General features: G+C 43.0%; 15 protein-coding genes. 4 read left to right on the top strand and 11 right to left on the bottom strand.

Annotation, left to right across the window (positions count from 1 at the left end; all coding sequences use genetic code 11):
- Positions 1-300: 300 nt before the first annotated feature.
- The 7 genes from J3L16_RS12390 to gcvT form a co-directional block, all read right to left on the bottom strand.
- Complete coding sequence (locus J3L16_RS12390; protein WP_207613291.1) at positions 301-672, bottom strand: energy transducer TonB; 372 nt, start codon at positions 670-672, stop codon at positions 301-303.
- Between the two features lie 76 nt (positions 673-748).
- Positions 749-1,159 (bottom strand): hypothetical protein, encoded by a 411-nt coding sequence (locus J3L16_RS12385; RefSeq protein WP_207613290.1) that lies wholly within the window; start codon positions 1,157-1,159, stop codon positions 749-751.
- A 142-nt stretch (positions 1,160-1,301) separates the two neighbouring features.
- Positions 1,302-1,619: a CcdB family protein gene (locus J3L16_RS12380; protein WP_207613289.1), complete on the bottom strand. Its 318-nt coding sequence runs from the start codon at positions 1,617-1,619 to the stop codon at positions 1,302-1,304.
- Positions 1,619-1,864, bottom strand: a complete 246-nt coding sequence (locus J3L16_RS12375; RefSeq protein WP_207613288.1) for a type II toxin-antitoxin system CcdA family antitoxin — start codon at positions 1,862-1,864, stop codon at positions 1,619-1,621. The genes J3L16_RS12380 and J3L16_RS12375 overlap by 1 nt, the downstream gene beginning before the upstream one ends.
- Positions 1,865-2,006: 142 nt before the next feature.
- Positions 2,007-4,922, bottom strand: a complete 2,916-nt coding sequence (gcvP, locus tag J3L16_RS12370; RefSeq protein WP_207613287.1) for an aminomethyl-transferring glycine dehydrogenase — start codon at positions 4,920-4,922, stop codon at positions 2,007-2,009.
- A gap of 95 nt (positions 4,923-5,017) precedes the next feature.
- The gene (gene gcvH / locus J3L16_RS12365) at positions 5,018-5,407 is read right to left on the bottom strand and encodes a glycine cleavage system protein GcvH (protein ID WP_207613286.1); all 390 of its coding nucleotides are present in this window, start codon (positions 5,405-5,407) and stop codon (positions 5,018-5,020) included.
- A 30-nt stretch (positions 5,408-5,437) separates the two neighbouring features.
- Positions 5,438-6,532 carry a glycine cleavage system aminomethyltransferase GcvT gene (gene gcvT, locus J3L16_RS12360; RefSeq protein ID WP_207613285.1) on the bottom strand — a complete coding sequence of 365 codons (1,095 nt, stop codon included), beginning with the start codon at positions 6,530-6,532 and terminating at the stop codon, positions 5,438-5,440.
- Positions 6,533-6,667: 135 nt separating this feature from the next.
- Here gcvT and J3L16_RS12355 point away from each other — a divergent pair, with 135 nt between their 5' ends.
- The gene (locus J3L16_RS12355) at positions 6,668-7,537 is read left to right on the top strand and encodes a LysR substrate-binding domain-containing protein (protein WP_207613284.1); all 870 of its coding nucleotides are present in this window, start codon (positions 6,668-6,670) and stop codon (positions 7,535-7,537) included.
- On the opposite strand, the gene J3L16_RS12350 is transcribed toward J3L16_RS12355, so the two are convergent.
- Positions 7,520-8,122: an NAD(P)H-dependent oxidoreductase gene (locus tag J3L16_RS12350; protein ID WP_207613283.1), complete on the bottom strand. Its 603-nt coding sequence runs from the start codon at positions 8,120-8,122 to the stop codon at positions 7,520-7,522. The two genes, J3L16_RS12355 and J3L16_RS12350, sit on opposite strands and share 18 nt — an antisense overlap.
- Positions 8,123-8,466: 344 nt before the next feature.
- On the opposite strand from J3L16_RS12350, the gene J3L16_RS12345 reads away from it, so the two are divergent.
- The 3 genes from J3L16_RS12345 (at position 8,467) to J3L16_RS12335 (ending at position 11,730) form a co-directional block, all read left to right on the top strand.
- Positions 8,467-9,396 (top strand): LysR substrate-binding domain-containing protein, encoded by a 930-nt coding sequence (locus tag J3L16_RS12345; protein WP_207613282.1) that lies wholly within the window; start codon positions 8,467-8,469, stop codon positions 9,394-9,396.
- A 239-nt stretch (positions 9,397-9,635) separates the two neighbouring features.
- Positions 9,636-10,148 carry a prepilin-type N-terminal cleavage/methylation domain-containing protein gene (locus J3L16_RS16445; protein WP_207613281.1) on the top strand — a complete coding sequence of 171 codons (513 nt, stop codon included), beginning with the start codon at positions 9,636-9,638 and terminating at the stop codon, positions 10,146-10,148.
- Between the two features lie 22 nt (positions 10,149-10,170).
- Complete coding sequence (locus tag J3L16_RS12335; protein WP_207613280.1) at positions 10,171-11,730, top strand: amidohydrolase family protein; 1,560 nt, start codon at positions 10,171-10,173, stop codon at positions 11,728-11,730.
- Here J3L16_RS12335 and J3L16_RS12330 read toward each other — a convergent pair.
- From J3L16_RS12330 to pepP, 3 genes are read right to left on the bottom strand one after another with little or no spacing between them, the layout of a single operon-like run.
- Positions 11,727-12,911, bottom strand: coding sequence for an FAD-dependent monooxygenase (locus J3L16_RS12330; protein WP_207613279.1), 1,185 nt, complete (start codon positions 12,909-12,911; stop codon positions 11,727-11,729). The two genes, J3L16_RS12335 and J3L16_RS12330, sit on opposite strands and share 4 nt — an antisense overlap.
- On the bottom strand, positions 12,898-14,097 hold the full coding sequence (gene ubiH / locus J3L16_RS12325) for a 2-octaprenyl-6-methoxyphenyl hydroxylase (protein ID WP_207613278.1): 1,200 nt from the start codon (positions 14,095-14,097) through the stop codon (positions 12,898-12,900). The genes J3L16_RS12330 and ubiH overlap by 14 nt, the downstream gene beginning before the upstream one ends.
- A 2-nt stretch (positions 14,098-14,099) precedes the next feature.
- The gene (gene pepP / locus J3L16_RS12320; protein WP_242698814.1) at positions 14,100-15,431 is read right to left on the bottom strand and encodes a Xaa-Pro aminopeptidase; all 1,332 of its coding nucleotides are present in this window, start codon (positions 15,429-15,431) and stop codon (positions 14,100-14,102) included.

The following is a 15,431-nucleotide window of genomic DNA, read 5'->3' as shown; positions in this document are numbered from 1 at the left end:
ACACCTTTACTGAGCCTCGCTCTAACTGGATTTAGTAGCCAACACGCTTTGAATAGGACAGATGAAGGTTAACCGATGAATGTCTAGTGCCGTTGTAAATCAGAAGGACCTGAAAAGTGCAACATTAAGAGCCCGGTAACCGGCTAGTCATATATGTGTTTGACGTAGGCAATATATCTAACATCAACCATGACAGACGAAGTAAACAAACCTGATATTAGCAATCAGATTGATCTTGAGAAAGTGGTCAAGGGGTATTCTTTTGTTATTGACAGACCGGAGGCTCATATGTGTTATGTTTCACTGTTTCAACTTCCACTGTAGCTGATCTGAATACGTAGTGTTTACGGTTTTGCCACCTTTAACCGCTGGCCTGAAATACCACTTTTTTAAAGCCGAGATTGCTTCATTATCAAATACCCTCTCGGGTACTGACTCCGTAATTACTATGTTTTCCAATTTACCGTCTGTTGTAATTATGGCATTGAATCTGACATACCCCTCTATTCCTTTGTTAAAAGCATCTTGTGGGTATTTGGGGTCAATTTTGACAATCCATTTACTCTGCTTATCTACTTCATTTGGATTGAAGTATTCGGTCGTGCTGTTGTCATTTGAAGTGTTTGCACACCCGGCTAAGCAAAAAACTAAAATTGAAAAGATAAGTCTCATATTTCCTCCTGAAACATAACGCCGCCATAATTTGCCGCCTGAAGCGCAGCGCAAGGCGGTCAAATTGATGGCTTTGTTAAACGGGATCTGGCACGACTTTAGGGACTTCATCGTAGTAATACTCTTTAGCCAATAAATCTCTATCAGTAACAAAGCCTGCGTAACCAAGCTCGCTAATATCTCCTGGCGGCCTAAACATGATCATAGGCTCAACACTTTGCAGCTTAAAAAGATCCAGCATCAGAATAAAAGCTCTAAGAGCGTGCCTTGGTAAACCTCGAATACACCAGCGATCATTTGTTAAATGGCTTTCTATGAATAGCATTTGCGCATGATATTTTGAGAAAAATAATGGGATAAATTTCCGCCCTTGCTGTTCAGACCCATAATACGACCCAGTTACTTTACCATTCACTTGCTCCATTATTACCCAGAAAGGTTCTGCCTTATAAGTTTCATCTGGTAAGGCAACCGATTCAAGACGCATTGCAAATAGATGAGGTGTGGATGGTAAGTTATCTGTTGTCTTTAAATTTAATATATTGCTTCATCGTACGTATAGCAAGAGGGTCGTTCGTATGCCGTATTTATCCACTGTATGAAAGGCGGAAAATGTCCGAAAAGTGCTGTTATATTCCCGTAATCAGGAAGTCGATAGCACCGATTATTTCATCTCTAAATATACTAAGATCTGTGACTGATTCACTTAAAAATTTTGTAGGAACACTCGCCATTTGTTGTGTCAAAATAACGAAATCACCTTCATCTAAATGAATAGTTGGGCATAAGTGACTTGGGGCATTTTGGTCAAGGAAATCTAGTGGTGTTAGGGGAAGTACTAAGCGAGTATTTAATGACTCTAGTAACTCACTTTGTACGTCGACAAAGTAAGGATAAACTGTTGCTGTGCTTCTATCTTTATTTTTGTAAAGTGTAAATTGCGACATTAAAAAACTCGATAAGAATCAGAAAATAAGCCATGTTTATTGGTTAGTTCATTGCAGGCATTAATAGCGTCGGTATTTTGCTCAAGCCATTCAGTTTTTAGTCGCTGAGTTACTTCTTTCTCCAACGCTTTTTCCATTGTTGCAGATAGGTTTATGTTTAATCGCTTGGCTTCGGAAAGTAATTCACTATTAAGGCTTAAATTAGTCGCTTTTTTTGGTGACTGAGTGTTAAATGTATTTCTCATGCAATGACCTTATGCGCATTTTTTGTACGCATGCAGTATAGGCAACCTTAAAGAATATAACAAGTCGTTTAAAAGGGCAAAAAAGACAAACCGAAGTTTGCCTTTTTAGAATTCATCTGAATTTTATGCCTTCAGGCGTACATCACTCAGAATCCCGATAACTCTCCATATCAGGGCAACTGCACACCAAATTTCTATCGCCAAACACATCGTCAATTCGATTCACAGTTGGCCAGAATTTATTTCTGGCAACGCTTTCTACTGGGTAAGCTGCGGTTTGTCTGTCGTAGCTGCGGTTCCATTCGCTGTCACAGATATCAGCTAGGGTATGAGGGGCATTGTGTAACGGGTTGTCTGTGCTGCCCCATTCGCCACTTTCTACTTTTTTGATTTCTTCACGAATACAAATCATAGCTTCACAGAAACGGTCAAGTTCGTATAACGCTTCAGATTCTGTGGGCTCTATCATAAGCGTGCCTGCTACAGGGAAACTCATGGTTGGTGCATGGAAGCCGTAGTCGTTTAACCGTTTTGCTACGTCCATTTCCGTTACGCCGCTAGCTTCTTTTAAAGGACGCAAATCAATAATACATTCGTGGGCTACACGTCCGTTGTCGCCTTTGTACAACACATTAAAATGTTCACCTAGCTTTTGCGCTACGTAATTAGCATTCAAAATAGCCACTTCGGTTGCTTTGCGAAGTCCTGCACTGCCCATCATTTTGATGTACATATAACTAATTGGCAAAATAGATGCACTGCCCCAAGGGGCTGCTGATACCGCACCGCAATTTTCACCCGCCGACGCAACATTCACTACTGCATGATTTGGCAAGAAAGGCTCAAGGTGAGATTTAACACCAATGGGTCCCATTCCTGGGCCACCACCACCGTGTGGAATACAGAATGTTTTATGTAAATTTAAGTGAGATACGTCAGAACCAATAAAGCCTGGCGATGTAACCCCCACCTGCGCATTCATGTTCGCCCCGTCCATATACACCTGACCACCGTATTGATGCACTATGTCGCACATTTCACGGGCGGTTTGTTCGTATACACCATGAGTAGAAGGGTAAGTGATCATCGCACAAGATAACTGATCACCCACTTCTTCCGCTTTGGCTTTTAAGTCGTCTAAATCAACATTGCCGTTTTCGTCGCAGTTCACCACCACCACTTTTAAACTTACCATTTGCGCTGACGCAGGGTTAGTGCCGTGAGCTGAACTTGGAATTAAACACACGTTTCTGTGCCCTTCTCCACGGCTTTCGTGGTAACGCTGAATGGCTAACAAGCCTGCGTATTCGCCTTGCGCACCAGAATTAGGCTGCATTGATAACGCGTCGTAACCGGTAATATTAATTAACCAGTCACTCAATTCACTGAGCATTTCTTGATAACCCGACGCTTGATCAAGTGGAGCAAACGGATGCAACTGACCAAATTCGGGCCAAGTCACCGGTATCATTTCAGCTGTAGCATTCAATTTCATGGTGCACGAGCCCAGTGAAATCATTGAATGATTAAGCGATAAATCTTTATTTTCTAGTGACTTAATATAACGCAGCATTTCAGTTTCTGATTGATACTGATTAAATACCTCGTGGGTCAGAAAATCTGACGTTCGTACACAGCTTTCTGGAATAGAACAAGAGCCAGATTGGGTGATAACAAGGTCGAGGGCGTCTACCGATAAACCGTGATCAGCGCCTAAAATAACGTTGAACAAGTTATCAATGTCATCTCGCGTTGTGGTTTCGTCTAACGACACCCCAATGGCTCCGGTTAAATCGGCCCGTAAATTTAACCCTTGCGCATAGGCTTTACTAACCACTTCTTGGCTATTATCCAGCTGGATACACAAGGTATCGAAATAGTGATTGTGGGCTAGAGTCACGCCTTTTTGCGTTAAGCCCAAAGCCAAAATATCGGTAAAACGGTGAATGCGCTGAGCAATGGTTTTTAACCCTTCTGGGCCGTGATACACGGCATAGAAAGACGCCATATTGGCCAGCAAGACTTGTGCGGTACAAATGTTTGAATTGGCTTTTTCACGGCGAATATGTTGTTCACGGGTTTGCAACGCCATACGCAGTGCAGGTCGACCACGGGTGTCTTTACTTACTCCGATAATGCGCCCTGGTAATGAACGTTTGTATTTATCACGGGTTGCAAAAAAGGCTGCGTGTGGACCACCATAGCCCATAGGCACACCAAATCGCTGTGCGCTACCAAATACCACATCTGCACCCATTTCACCCGGTGATTTCAGCAATACCAAACTCATTAAATCTGCTGCTACGCCCACTATGGCTTTGTTGCTTTGTAAGTCGGCAATAATGCCGCTGATGTCTTTTACTTCACCTGTAGTCGTAGGGTATTGCAGTAAAGCACCAAATACATTGTGATTAACTGCCTCTTCAGCAGGACCTGTGACGACGCCAAAGCCAAACATTTCTGCACGGGTTTGCACTACGTCTTTGGTTTGCGGGTGTACATCGTCAGCAATAAAGTACAAATTCGCTTTTTTGTTTTTTGATACCCGTTTAGACAATGCCATAGCTTCTGCCGCCGCAGTGGCTTCATCGAGTAAAGACGCAGACGCCAATTCCAGCCCAGTTAAATCAATGGTTAACTGCTGAAAATTTAAAATTGCTTCTAAACGACCTTGAGCAATTTCAGGTTGATAAGGGGTGTAAGCCGTATACCAACCCGGATTTTCAAGTACGTTGCGCAGTATGACATTAGGTACGTGGGTGTCGTAATAGCCCATACCAATAAACGAGCGATGAATTTTATTCTTCTGGGCCACGGCTTTTAGCTGGGCTAATGCCTCGACTTCAGTATAGCTTTCCCCTACTTCTATTCCGTTTGGCAACATGATGCTTTGTGGAACCGTTTGAGCAATTAAGTCATCCAGTGAAGCGGCATTTACCGTTTCTAACATGGTATTAATTTCACTGTCACTTGGGCCAACATGGCGGCGAATAAAGCCTTCTTTTTGCTCTAGTTGGCTTAGCGAAACTGACTGCGTACTCGTTACATTTGACGACATAGGTTGGACTACTTCTTATAGTAAATAATATTCAGTTTGTTGGTATTATTTGTTGGTATCGGTTGGTGTTACAAAAAGGGAACAACTGAAAGACGTTATTCGTCTTCCAGTGTTTCTTCATACCCTTCTGCATCTAGCAAGTTTTCAAACTCGCTGGCATCTTCTACTTTGACTTTAAAGAACCAGCCATCGCCATAGGCGTCGTTATTCACTAACTCTGGCGAGTCTTCAAGGTTCTCATTAATTTCAATCACTTCGCCTGTAATAGGCGCATACACGTCACTGGCTGCTTTCACTGATTCTGCTACGGCTACGTCGTCACCTAAATCTATGGTGTCGCCAACGTCGGGCAAATCAATAAATACCATGTCGCCAAGAAGTGCTTGTGCATGATCGGAAATACCCACGGTATAGACGTTGTCGCCTTCTGGACGTACCCACTCGTGGGATTCTGCATAACGTAGTTCACTAGGTATGTTGCTCATAACCATTCCTTAAATTTTTAAATAATTAACTTAAGCCAATACAGACTGACCGTTTCTAACAAAACTAGGTTTTACTACATTTACTGTAACCCATTTTTTGCGCATTTCTACTTCTACTGTGTCGCCCACATTGGCTGGCACACGAGCAAATGCAATTGCATGACCTAAAGTAGGAGAAAACGTACCCGATGTGATCACCCCGTCTCCGGCTTCACAGCGAATAACTTGTCCTGCCCGTAGCACGCCTTTTTCTTTCATTACTAGACCCACTAGCTTTGCCGTACCTTGTGCCTTTTGCTGTTCAAGGGCGCTGCGGCCTACAAATTGTCTGTCTTCAGGTTCCCATGTAATGGTCCACCCCATATTTGCAGCAAGCGGCGATGTGTCTTCATCCATGTCTTGGCCGTACAAGTTCATGCCCGCTTCTAAACGCAATGTATCTCGTGCACCTAAACCACAGGGCGCGACGCCAACATCAGCTAATCGCTGCCATAAACTTGCTGCTTTATCTTGATGCACAATAATTTCATAGCCTTGTTCACCTGTGTAACCCGTAGTCGCAATGAACAGATCTTCAGCTTGAACACCAAAAAACGGTTTCATGCCTTGAACCGCTTCTTTTTGCGCTTGGCTGAACAAGGATTCGGCTTTGCTTTTCGCATTAGGACCTTGCACTGCAATCATTGCAAATTCATTACGTTCACGTATTTCAACGTCAAACCCTGCTGCAACAGATTGCAGCCAATTAATGTCTTTTTCACGGGTTGCACTGTTTACCACTAAGCGGTAATTGGTTTGTTCAAAATAATACACAATCAGGTCGTCAACTACGCCACCGGCTTCGTTCAACATGCCGCTGTATAAGGCTTTACCCTTGTCTTTTAATTTTGCTACGTCGTTTGCCAGTAGTTTTTGCAAATAGGCTTTTGCATCTTGGCCCACTATATCAACAATGGTCATATGAGAAACATCGAACATGCCAGCGTCTTTGCGAACGGCGTGGTGTTCTTCAATTTGAGAGCCGTAGTTAATTGGCATATCCCAGCCAAAGAAGTCGACCATTTTGGCATTAAGTTTCAAATGTTCGGCGTGAAGTGCGGTATGACTGGCTAAACTTTTAGACATTATGTCGCTCTCAAAGTGTGGGCTTGAATACAATGCAGTATAAAAGTTACAACTCAGAGAACAAATTTGAAATTATTATCAATACATTTATTATTTTAATGTATAACTGCACTTTACATTTATTAACCTAATACGATGAAACAATTATCTCTAGATGCATTACGTACTTTCGTTGCCATTATTGACCACGGTGGGTTTGCGCGTGCGGGTGATATTTTGGGCCGCTCTCAACCAGCGATTAGTTTACAAATAAAAAAACTAGAAACCCAAATAGAAAAAAAACTGTTTACTAAACAAGGGCAGCGTTATCTAGCCAATACCCAAGGCATGTGGTTGTATGAACACGCTAAACACATGCTGCAATTAAACGACCAAGTGTTTACCCACATGAAAGAAGAAGAGCTCAGTGGACAAATAAAATTGGGCATTCCCAGCGAATTTGCGTCCCTATTATTACCTTCACTGATTGGAGAATTTGCCAAGCAGTACCCAGATATATCGCTGGATGTCACCTCAAATTTAAGTCGTTCATTATTAAGTAGTGAAAACAGCGAAACCTATGATGTAGTACTCGCACTAGTAGAAGATAAAGCGTCGAGACAAGCCGCCCGTTGGGTAACCGACCAAATCGTATGGGTAGGCGATGCGAATTATCAGCCCAATCAGCAACAACTCTCTTTAGTGTTGGCATCGGAAGGTTGCGTATATCGCAAGCGAGTTATCACTAGGTTAAAACAACAAACCTTGCCTTGGCGCATCGCTTATACCAATTCAGATTTAGGCGGACTGAATGCGGCAATGCAACAAGGTTTAGGCATTACCGCATTAGCAAAACGCAGTGTCCCCGACAATTTAAACATTGTACGACACAAGCATTTACCTGTACTGGGGAACATTCACATTGGTTTATTTAATAATACCGACCACAGGTCGAGTACTCGGCACCAAACGGTTACCAATACCTTAATTGAGTTTTTAGCCAGCCGGCTAATGAGCCGTGTCTAAAACAGATAAGCTAGACGTTAAATTATCTATTTGTTGTGTAATGACGCTGTCTTTCTCGAAGGTATACTTATCTGCTTTTATAAATTCAATGTGTTTTATACCAATGAAATTTAAGCAATGAGTCAACCAAGGTGTAAGAAAATCCTCTTTAGAGCCTATTTCAGTGCCTCCAGACACGATAACAACATATACCCGCTTGTTTTCCAGTAAACCTACAGGGCCACTTTCACTATACGAAAAGGTTTCTTTTGCACGAAACAATAGGTCGATAAATGCTTTAAAAGAAGCAGGAGCGAAAAAGTTATATACCGGTACTCCCATCACCCAAATATCTGACGCTTTTGCAGTGGTGACAATATTGTTCGATGCGACTATCGCCAAGTTTTGCGCTTTGGTTCTTTGATCGGCTGGCGTGAAGTAGCTACTAATCATTTCATCAGTCAAATAGGGTAACCCTAAGCTGACATCCAGCGATGTGCTATGCACCTTAGTTTTTGCAGATAGAGTATCCACAAACTGTTTTGTTATACGTCTACTATGAGATTGGTCAGTTCTACCACTTGAATCTATGTGCCATACCTTCATATTAATCTCCTCATCAATTGCCATTTTGAATTAAAAGTCATGCCACTGTAAAACATCAAGTTAAGTTGAGGTAAAGTGTTTTTTTTAAAAAAAATCATAACAACTACTTATAATTTGATTGTTGCTCGCAGTTCATTACTTTACTGATATGATCTAACCAACGATTGAGTAAATCCGTCCAGCTCAATCTTTTTAGTGATTGCGGTTCATTGTTTTTTATATTACTTTCATTAGCATCAACAGGCATTGTGAGTTCTTCTTTAACTAGTGATTTATGGTTATTTTGTCTTACCTAAAGAATGAAAGCGAACAATCAAATTTTGAGCCAATCATAAGTTAAACTAATGGATAAACGGTTAAGACATATCGCATTATTACGCTGCTTTGATGCTGCCGCTAGGCACCAAAGTTACAATGTGGCTGCCCAAGAGCTATCCATTACTCAAGCTGCCGTAAGCCAGCAAATTCGCAATTTAGAAGAGCATTTAAAACTCAAGCTATTTACTCGCGATGGCAGAACTATGCGATTAACGAAGCAAGGGAAGATATTGTCCACCTCAGTGACCAAGGCCTTTGATGAGCTGTCTTTGGGGTTTGATCGTATTCAAAAGGAGCCACAAGCTGGAGTGCTAACGGTTACGGCTTCGCCGTCGTTTTGTTCCAGATGGTTGGTGCCAAGACTATGGAAACTATCGGCATTACATCCAAATATTCAAGTACGGGCATTAGCCTCTGCCCAATACGAGGACGTAAGGCATTCTGATATAGATGTTGCCATTCGTCAGGGCGAGAAATACATTGATAACGTGCATCAAGAAACCCTGCTTGTCGATCCTGTTTTTCCTGTTTGCTCTCCAAGAGTATTCAAAGAAAAAGACCTCACTCACCCGAACAAAGTGAGCGAATGTTGGTTGGTTGAAGCCATCGGTGTTGGCCGCAGTGGATTTAGTTGGCAAGACTGGTTTGCTTTAGCGGGGGTATCGGTTAAATCAGATCAATACAAATGGATGGAAGTCACCACATGGGAGATGGGCATCAACGCGGTGTTAAGTGGCCACGGCATATTTTTAACCTCGGGTTGTATGGCCCAAGACCTAATTGATTCGGGCGCATTGGTAAAACCCTTTGATATTCAAATTGAGCCTGGTTTACGGTTTTCTTTGCTGTATGACGAAGAGTCTCCTCGTATTGCACGAATTAAAATTTTTACCGATTGGCTAAGAAAAGAATTGGCCGATTCGACCTTGCATCTACCTCTCAATACTACCGTTTAGCTGTTCAAAGCCCTAGAATATTAATGGGATTTGCTGCATATGATGAACAACAATTGAGCCAAGGCGTGTTGGCGTTAAGATATGCTTATGATCGTCTTTGAAAGGCTTTATTTTATAAAAATGATATAAATTTTAACATCACTATAATCCGATTAATTAATGCTTTTTTTGCTGAGAATTTGGTTTTGCGCTAATCTGTTTGAAGGAGTCGCAATCAAAGGCGGCTAAAAGGCGCATAAATGACCCAAACAAAAACGTCTGTTGGTTTTACCTTAGTAGAACTAATCATTGTTATCGTTATTCTAGGTATTATTGCGGTGACTGCCATTCCCCGCTTCTTAAACTTATCTACCGATACAAATATCGCGGCCCTTGAAGGCTTATCTGGAGTGCTGTTATCGGCGGCAAACCTCACCTTTGCGAAAGCTAATGTAGAAGGTGTTGCAAATCTAGCTAGCAGCAGTGTTGATATCGACGACGATGGTATAGACGACGTAGACACAATATTTGGTTACCCCAGTGGCGAACGGGTAAATGGTATAGCTAATGTTGTCGAATTAGGCGAAGATTGGGCTTATGGCGACACCTTCGGCGGCACAGAGCTACACATTACCCGAGCTTCTATCGCAGGGTTTAGTGGTATTACAAATAACAACATTCCGGTTCGAAGCCCAAATTGCTATGTAACCTATCGCCCACCCGCCGAATTAGGCGATCGTCCTACCGTTATTTTTATTACCAGCGGTTGTTAATTATTTTTTAAGAAGGGATCTCATGAAGGCGCTATTTCTACTATTTACACTTATTGTATTTTCATTCCACGCTTTTGCAGCACCGGGAGCATCTGCCCCTACAAAGTCTGCTGACGAAGGCGAAGGTCCTTATAATCGTATTATTCTTCGCGGCGTCAACCTTATTCGAGGAAACGGCGCGCCCTTGCAGGGACCAATGGATATTGTGATTGAAGACGATCGTATTAGCGATATCGTCAGTGTGGGGCATCCAGATGTGCCTATAAAACCCAATAAACGCCCTGTTGCCGACGCCAATACAGTTGAAAAAGACTTAACCGGCTATACGGTCATGCCTGGGTTTATTGATATGCACGGCCACATCGGCGGCTCTGCCGATAATATTCCCGCAGAATACGTGTTTAAACTTTGGCTGGCTCATGGCATTACCACTGTACGAGAGCCGGGATCATTTAACGGCTTAGATTGGGTAATGGATCATGTAGAGCGCAGCGAAAAAAATACCATAGTTGCGCCCCGTATTGTACCTTACTTAGGCTTTGGGCTTGGTGCAAAATCCCCTATTCTCAGTACCACTGATGCAAGAAACTGGGTAAAAGAAGCTAAGCGCAAAGGCGCAAAAGGTATTAAGTTTTTCGGTGCAAATCGAGCCATCATAAAAGCGGCATTAGACGAAGCGAAAACCCAGCAACTGGGCACTATGATGCACCACGCACAGCTTAATGTAGTAAAAACTGATGCACTAGATTCGGCGCGTTTAGGCTTAACCACCATGGAACATTGGTATGGACTACCTGAAGCGCTTTTTGAAGATAAAGTTATTCAAAACTACCCTGCGAACTACAATTACAACGATGAACAAAACCGGTTTGCTGAAGCAGGCCGTTTATGGTCTCAAGCGGCTGATGAAGGCAGTGAAAAATGGAATGCGGTAAGGGACGAATTAATTGCCTTAGATTTTACCATCGACCCTACCCTAACCATATATCAAGCGAGTCGAGATTTAATGCGTGAGCGTTTTGCTCCTTGGCACGATGAATATACACTCCCTACTCTAAACACATTTTTTGCCCCCAGCCGTTATGCTCACGGTTCATATTGGTTCGATTGGACGACATCAGATGAAATTGCATGGAAGAAAAACTTCACTAAATGGATGGCATTTTTAAACGATTTTAAAAACCATGGTGGCCGTGTTACCACCGGCTCTGACGCAGGGTATATCTATAAATTATATGGTTTCGGCTATATTCAAGAGTTTGAATTGCTACAAGAAGCGGGATTTCATCCGTTAGAAGTTATTCAAAGCGCGACCCTAAATGGTGCTGAAGCCTTAGGTATGGACGACCAAATTGGCTCTGTTGAAGTAGGTAAAAAAGCAGATTTAGTGATTACCCAATACAATCCACTGCAAAACTTTAAAACCTTGTATGGCACTGGCCATTACCGTCTTAACGATAACAACCAACCGGTTAACTTAGGGGGCGTAAGCTATACAATGAAAGACGGTATTTTATATGACGCTAAACAGCTACTTGAAGACGTAAAATCCATAGTGAAGCAAGCCAAGCTAGACGATTAAATACCCAGTGCGTGTCTAGCTAGCTCTTTTTTGATGGGCGAAATAGCATTGGCAGCCGCCAGTGCTAGCCCTCTCAAGCCTTTCTTGGCTTTGTTACTGCCAGTAAACGCCTGATGGAAACCTTCCATTGCTCCAATCATTTTCACCGCAGCGGCTTTTCTTGAGCGTTCGTATTCACGAAATTCCCATGGGCTTCTAAAATCACTATTGTTAGTTTGACGCGCCGCGATACTTTTCAGGGTTTTAGCCAAACACCATGCGTCTTCAAAACCTAAATTAGCACCTTGCCCCGCCAAGGGATGAAACCTATGAGCCGCATCTCCGCATAGTACAATCCCAGTATCAACCCATTGTCTGGCATATTGTCGAGATAAGGGAAAAGATTGGAATTTACTTATTTTTTGTAACCTTCCAAGGGAGTGATTACTTACTACAGAGAGTTTTTTATTAAATTCGCTATCGGCTAGCGCCATTACCCGCAAGGTTTCTGCGGTATCTTGAGACCACACAATAGAGCACAGTAACGGGTCAGCCAATGGCAATAAAGCTAAGGGCCCAAAGGGCGTGAAAACTTGTCTTGCAACACCTTCATGAGGGCGCTCTGAACGTACAGTTGCGACAATGGCTGTTTGCCCATAATCGCCCAATGTCACAGGAAACTTTGCGGTTTGTCGAACAAAGGAGTTAGCGCCGTCAGCGCCCACTATCAAAGACGCGGTCATTAAACCACCGCCGTCTAACACAATGGCGTGCTGAGACTCCCCCAAAGACAACTGAGTTATAGCGATGTTTTCAAATACAGTGACATTACTTTGATGTTTTACTTGTTTTGCCAAGGCATTCACCAAGGCTTGGTTCTCGACAATGGCGCCTAAAAATTGTAACTGTAAGTCCTTTGCGTGGAAGTCTATTTCACCAAAGCTATCTTGATCCCACACGTGCATAGCGCGGTAATTACACAAGCGATTTGACTCGATTGCATCCCAGACACCCATAGCCTCAAATTGAATTCGGTTCGCCTGATTAATGGCACTTACCCTCAGCTCAGGTTCTTTACTCAATTCAGCCTTTAAAGCTCGGCTGTTTATTATGGCAATGCGGATATCGGTATCCGCCAATGCGCTAGCCAATGCCAGTCCGACCATACCGCCGCCCACAATGACCATATCAAAATGTTGCATTTTTATATCCCATAGCCTGCAGTGCGAATTCCCGTTTTGCCACAGGACTTAAATTCATCATTGAAAGGGCAACATTGCGCCCTATTTGCAAGGCTTCATAACCATTGGAAAATACCCTCACCAAGCTATCACTTAACTGAATAGTAGCTTGCCTATCTGTTTCTCGTTGTTTGCTGTACTTGCTAAGTGTTTGGTAATCACCGAGTTGATCTTGTGTACTTTCCGCCAACACATTTACCAAGGTATTTACGTCTCTAAACCCTAAATTAGCACCTTGCCCTGCTATAGGGTGTAACGTCTGTGCGGCGTTACCAATGGCTACCGTACCTTGTATAAAAGTAGAGGTGAGTTGTCGTAAGACTAATGGATATGAAACCACTTCAGAAAAATCTGTCACTACACCTTGGCGATAACCCAGAGCATCTTGAAAATGTTGTATAAATTTAGCTTTCGAGGCATTTAACAAATACTCTGCCTGAGTAGATTGAACCGTCCAAGCCACACCAAATTTACGTTCGCCCAAGGGTAACAACGCAAGTGGCCCTTTGTCAGTAAAACGCTCGTAAGCTTTACCCTGATGAGGTTCTGTTGTTGAAGCCACAAAAGTCAAAGCTGTTTGCTGATAATCAGTATCTTCTCTGTAAAAACCAATGCTTTCTGCAAACGGACTACGCCCGCCATCAGCTAATACTACCAAGCTGGCATTCACTTTGGTTCCATCGCTTAACGCGAGTTCACTGCTTGAACTATGGCGTTTTAACGCCGTGACTTGAGTTGAACTTCGATACTGGATTTGACTTGAAGATAAATTTTGCAAGGCGCCGTACAGACGTGAACCGAGTGCAGCAAGAGACACTACATAGCCAAAAGCAGGTTTACTTTGTTCGTCTGCACTTAAACGAACTTGCCCAGCATGATGCTGATCGCTCACATGAATATGTTCTATAGGAGAATGGGTAAGTGTATCGAGCCCAATATCAAAACCTGCCAAGATATCAATACTGCTTAGAGACAGCGCAATAGTGCGCTGGTCGAATTGAGGGTGCGTGGCGTTTGGGTCGGGTTCAGCACCTTGATCAACAACCAAAGCCGACAATCCCGTTTTTTTAGCCAAGCCCAATGCTAAACTTAAACCCGTAGCACCGCCGCCAACAATAACGATATCTGTGGTAATTTCAGCGCTCACGGTTAAGCCTTACCCGCCATCAATGCTTCTATGGCTGCGACTGACTTAGGCACTTTATCAGTAAGGATATGATGGCCGTCTTCCGTGATAACAATATTATCTTCAATGCGAATACCAATACCTCGATAAGCTTTTGGTATATCGGGTTCATTAGGTACATATAAACCTGGCTCTACAGTCAATACCATTCCCGCTAGTAATGGGCGGTCTTTGCCCTCAAGTTTATAAACACCCACATCGTGCACATCTAAACCTAACCAATGACCTAAGCCGTGCATGTAAAAACGTCGATAGGCTTTTTCTGAAATTAACCCGTCTACATCGCCCTGCAAAATACCTAAATCAACTAACCCCTGAGTTAATACTTCAATTGCCACTTCCCCTGCTTGGGCTAACGTGCGACGAGGTCCTAAAACGTCAAGGGCTGCGGCTTGGGCATCCAGTACTAGGTTGTATAAGTTTCCTTGAGCTTCTGAAAACACACCACTAATAGGGAATGTACGAGTAATATCCGCTGCGTAACCTTGAAATTCCGCTCCTGCGTCAATCAAGACTAAGTCGCCATGCGTCAGCTCATCAGTATTTTCGGTGTAATGTAAAATACACGCATTGTCACCACTACCAACAATTGAATTGTAGGCCGGTGCGCTAGCACCATGCATAGCGAAAGTATGGTGTATTTCAGCTGCTAACTGATATTCAAAGCCAACAGATTTAGCCGCTGTCATGGCCCGTTTGTGGGCTTCACACGAGATGTCAGCAGCTTTTTGCATTAGTGCAATTTCAGCCTCTGACTTAATTAATCGCATGGCGTGTAATTTGGGTTGCCAATCAATAATACGATCTGGCGCGTGCGCGGTTCTCGACGCTTTTAACTGGCTAATGACACTTTGAATAAGTTCATCAGATTCAACATGGTGAGACAAGCTCCAATAAAGGTGGTCATGCCCATCAAGCAATGCCAATAAGCCATCGTCGATTTCACTATTGGCAAAGCACATATCTAATTCGAATTGTTGCTCTGCTTGTTCAACACCCAATCGCCTTCCATGCCAAATCTCTTGCTCGGGATCACTTGGTCTTACTGCCATAGCCCGATACACATCACCGTGATTAGACGTTCTATTTGATAAAATCAACCAAGCATCTGGTTCATTGAAACCTGTCAGGTAATAGAAGTCACTATCTTGGCGAAAAGGATAATCGGTATCGCGGCTACGAGGGGTTTCAGAGCCACTGCGGATCACCAAAATACTATTGGGTTCGCACTGTTCTAAAAAAGTATGCTGGCGTTGAATATACTCTTTTTGTGATATCGAACTAAGAGAGGTCAA

Origin of the sequence: Alteromonas sp. 5E99-2 (genome assembly GCF_017368475.1) — a bacterium.
Taxonomy (GTDB): Bacteria; Pseudomonadota; Gammaproteobacteria; order Enterobacterales; family Alteromonadaceae; genus Alteromonas_F.
Note: the sequence above shows the minus strand (reverse complement) of the source record. Positions and strands in the feature narration are given on the sequence as shown.

Coding starts and splice junctions, on each gene's coding strand:
- J3L16_RS12380 (WP_207613289.1), bottom strand. CDS start 1,619: ATGTCGCAATTTACACTTTACAAAAATAAAGATAGAAGCACAGCAACA.
- gcvT (WP_207613285.1), bottom strand. CDS start 6,532: ATGTCTAAAAGTTTAGCCAGTCATACCGCACTTCACGCCGAACATTTG.
- J3L16_RS16445 (WP_207613281.1), top strand. CDS start 9,636: ATGACCCAAACAAAAACGTCTGTTGGTTTTACCTTAGTAGAACTAATC.
- J3L16_RS12335 (WP_207613280.1), top strand. CDS start 10,171: ATGAAGGCGCTATTTCTACTATTTACACTTATTGTATTTTCATTCCAC.
- J3L16_RS12355 (WP_207613284.1), top strand. CDS start 6,668: ATGAAACAATTATCTCTAGATGCATTACGTACTTTCGTTGCCATTATT.
- J3L16_RS12390 (WP_207613291.1), bottom strand. CDS start 672: ATGAGACTTATCTTTTCAATTTTAGTTTTTTGCTTAGCCGGGTGTGCA.
- gcvP (WP_207613287.1), bottom strand. CDS start 4,922: ATGTCGTCAAATGTAACGAGTACGCAGTCAGTTTCGCTAAGCCAACTA.
- J3L16_RS12330 (WP_207613279.1), bottom strand. CDS start 12,911: ATGCAACATTTTGATATGGTCATTGTGGGCGGCGGTATGGTCGGACTG.
- J3L16_RS12350 (WP_207613283.1), bottom strand. CDS start 8,122: ATGAAGGTATGGCACATAGATTCAAGTGGTAGAACTGACCAATCTCAT.
- gcvH (WP_207613286.1), bottom strand. CDS start 5,407: ATGAGCAACATACCTAGTGAACTACGTTATGCAGAATCCCACGAGTGG.
- J3L16_RS12375 (WP_207613288.1), bottom strand. CDS start 1,864: ATGAGAAATACATTTAACACTCAGTCACCAAAAAAAGCGACTAATTTA.
- J3L16_RS12385 (WP_207613290.1), bottom strand. CDS start 1,159: ATGCGTCTTGAATCGGTTGCCTTACCAGATGAAACTTATAAGGCAGAA.
- J3L16_RS12345 (WP_207613282.1), top strand. CDS start 8,467: ATGGATAAACGGTTAAGACATATCGCATTATTACGCTGCTTTGATGCT.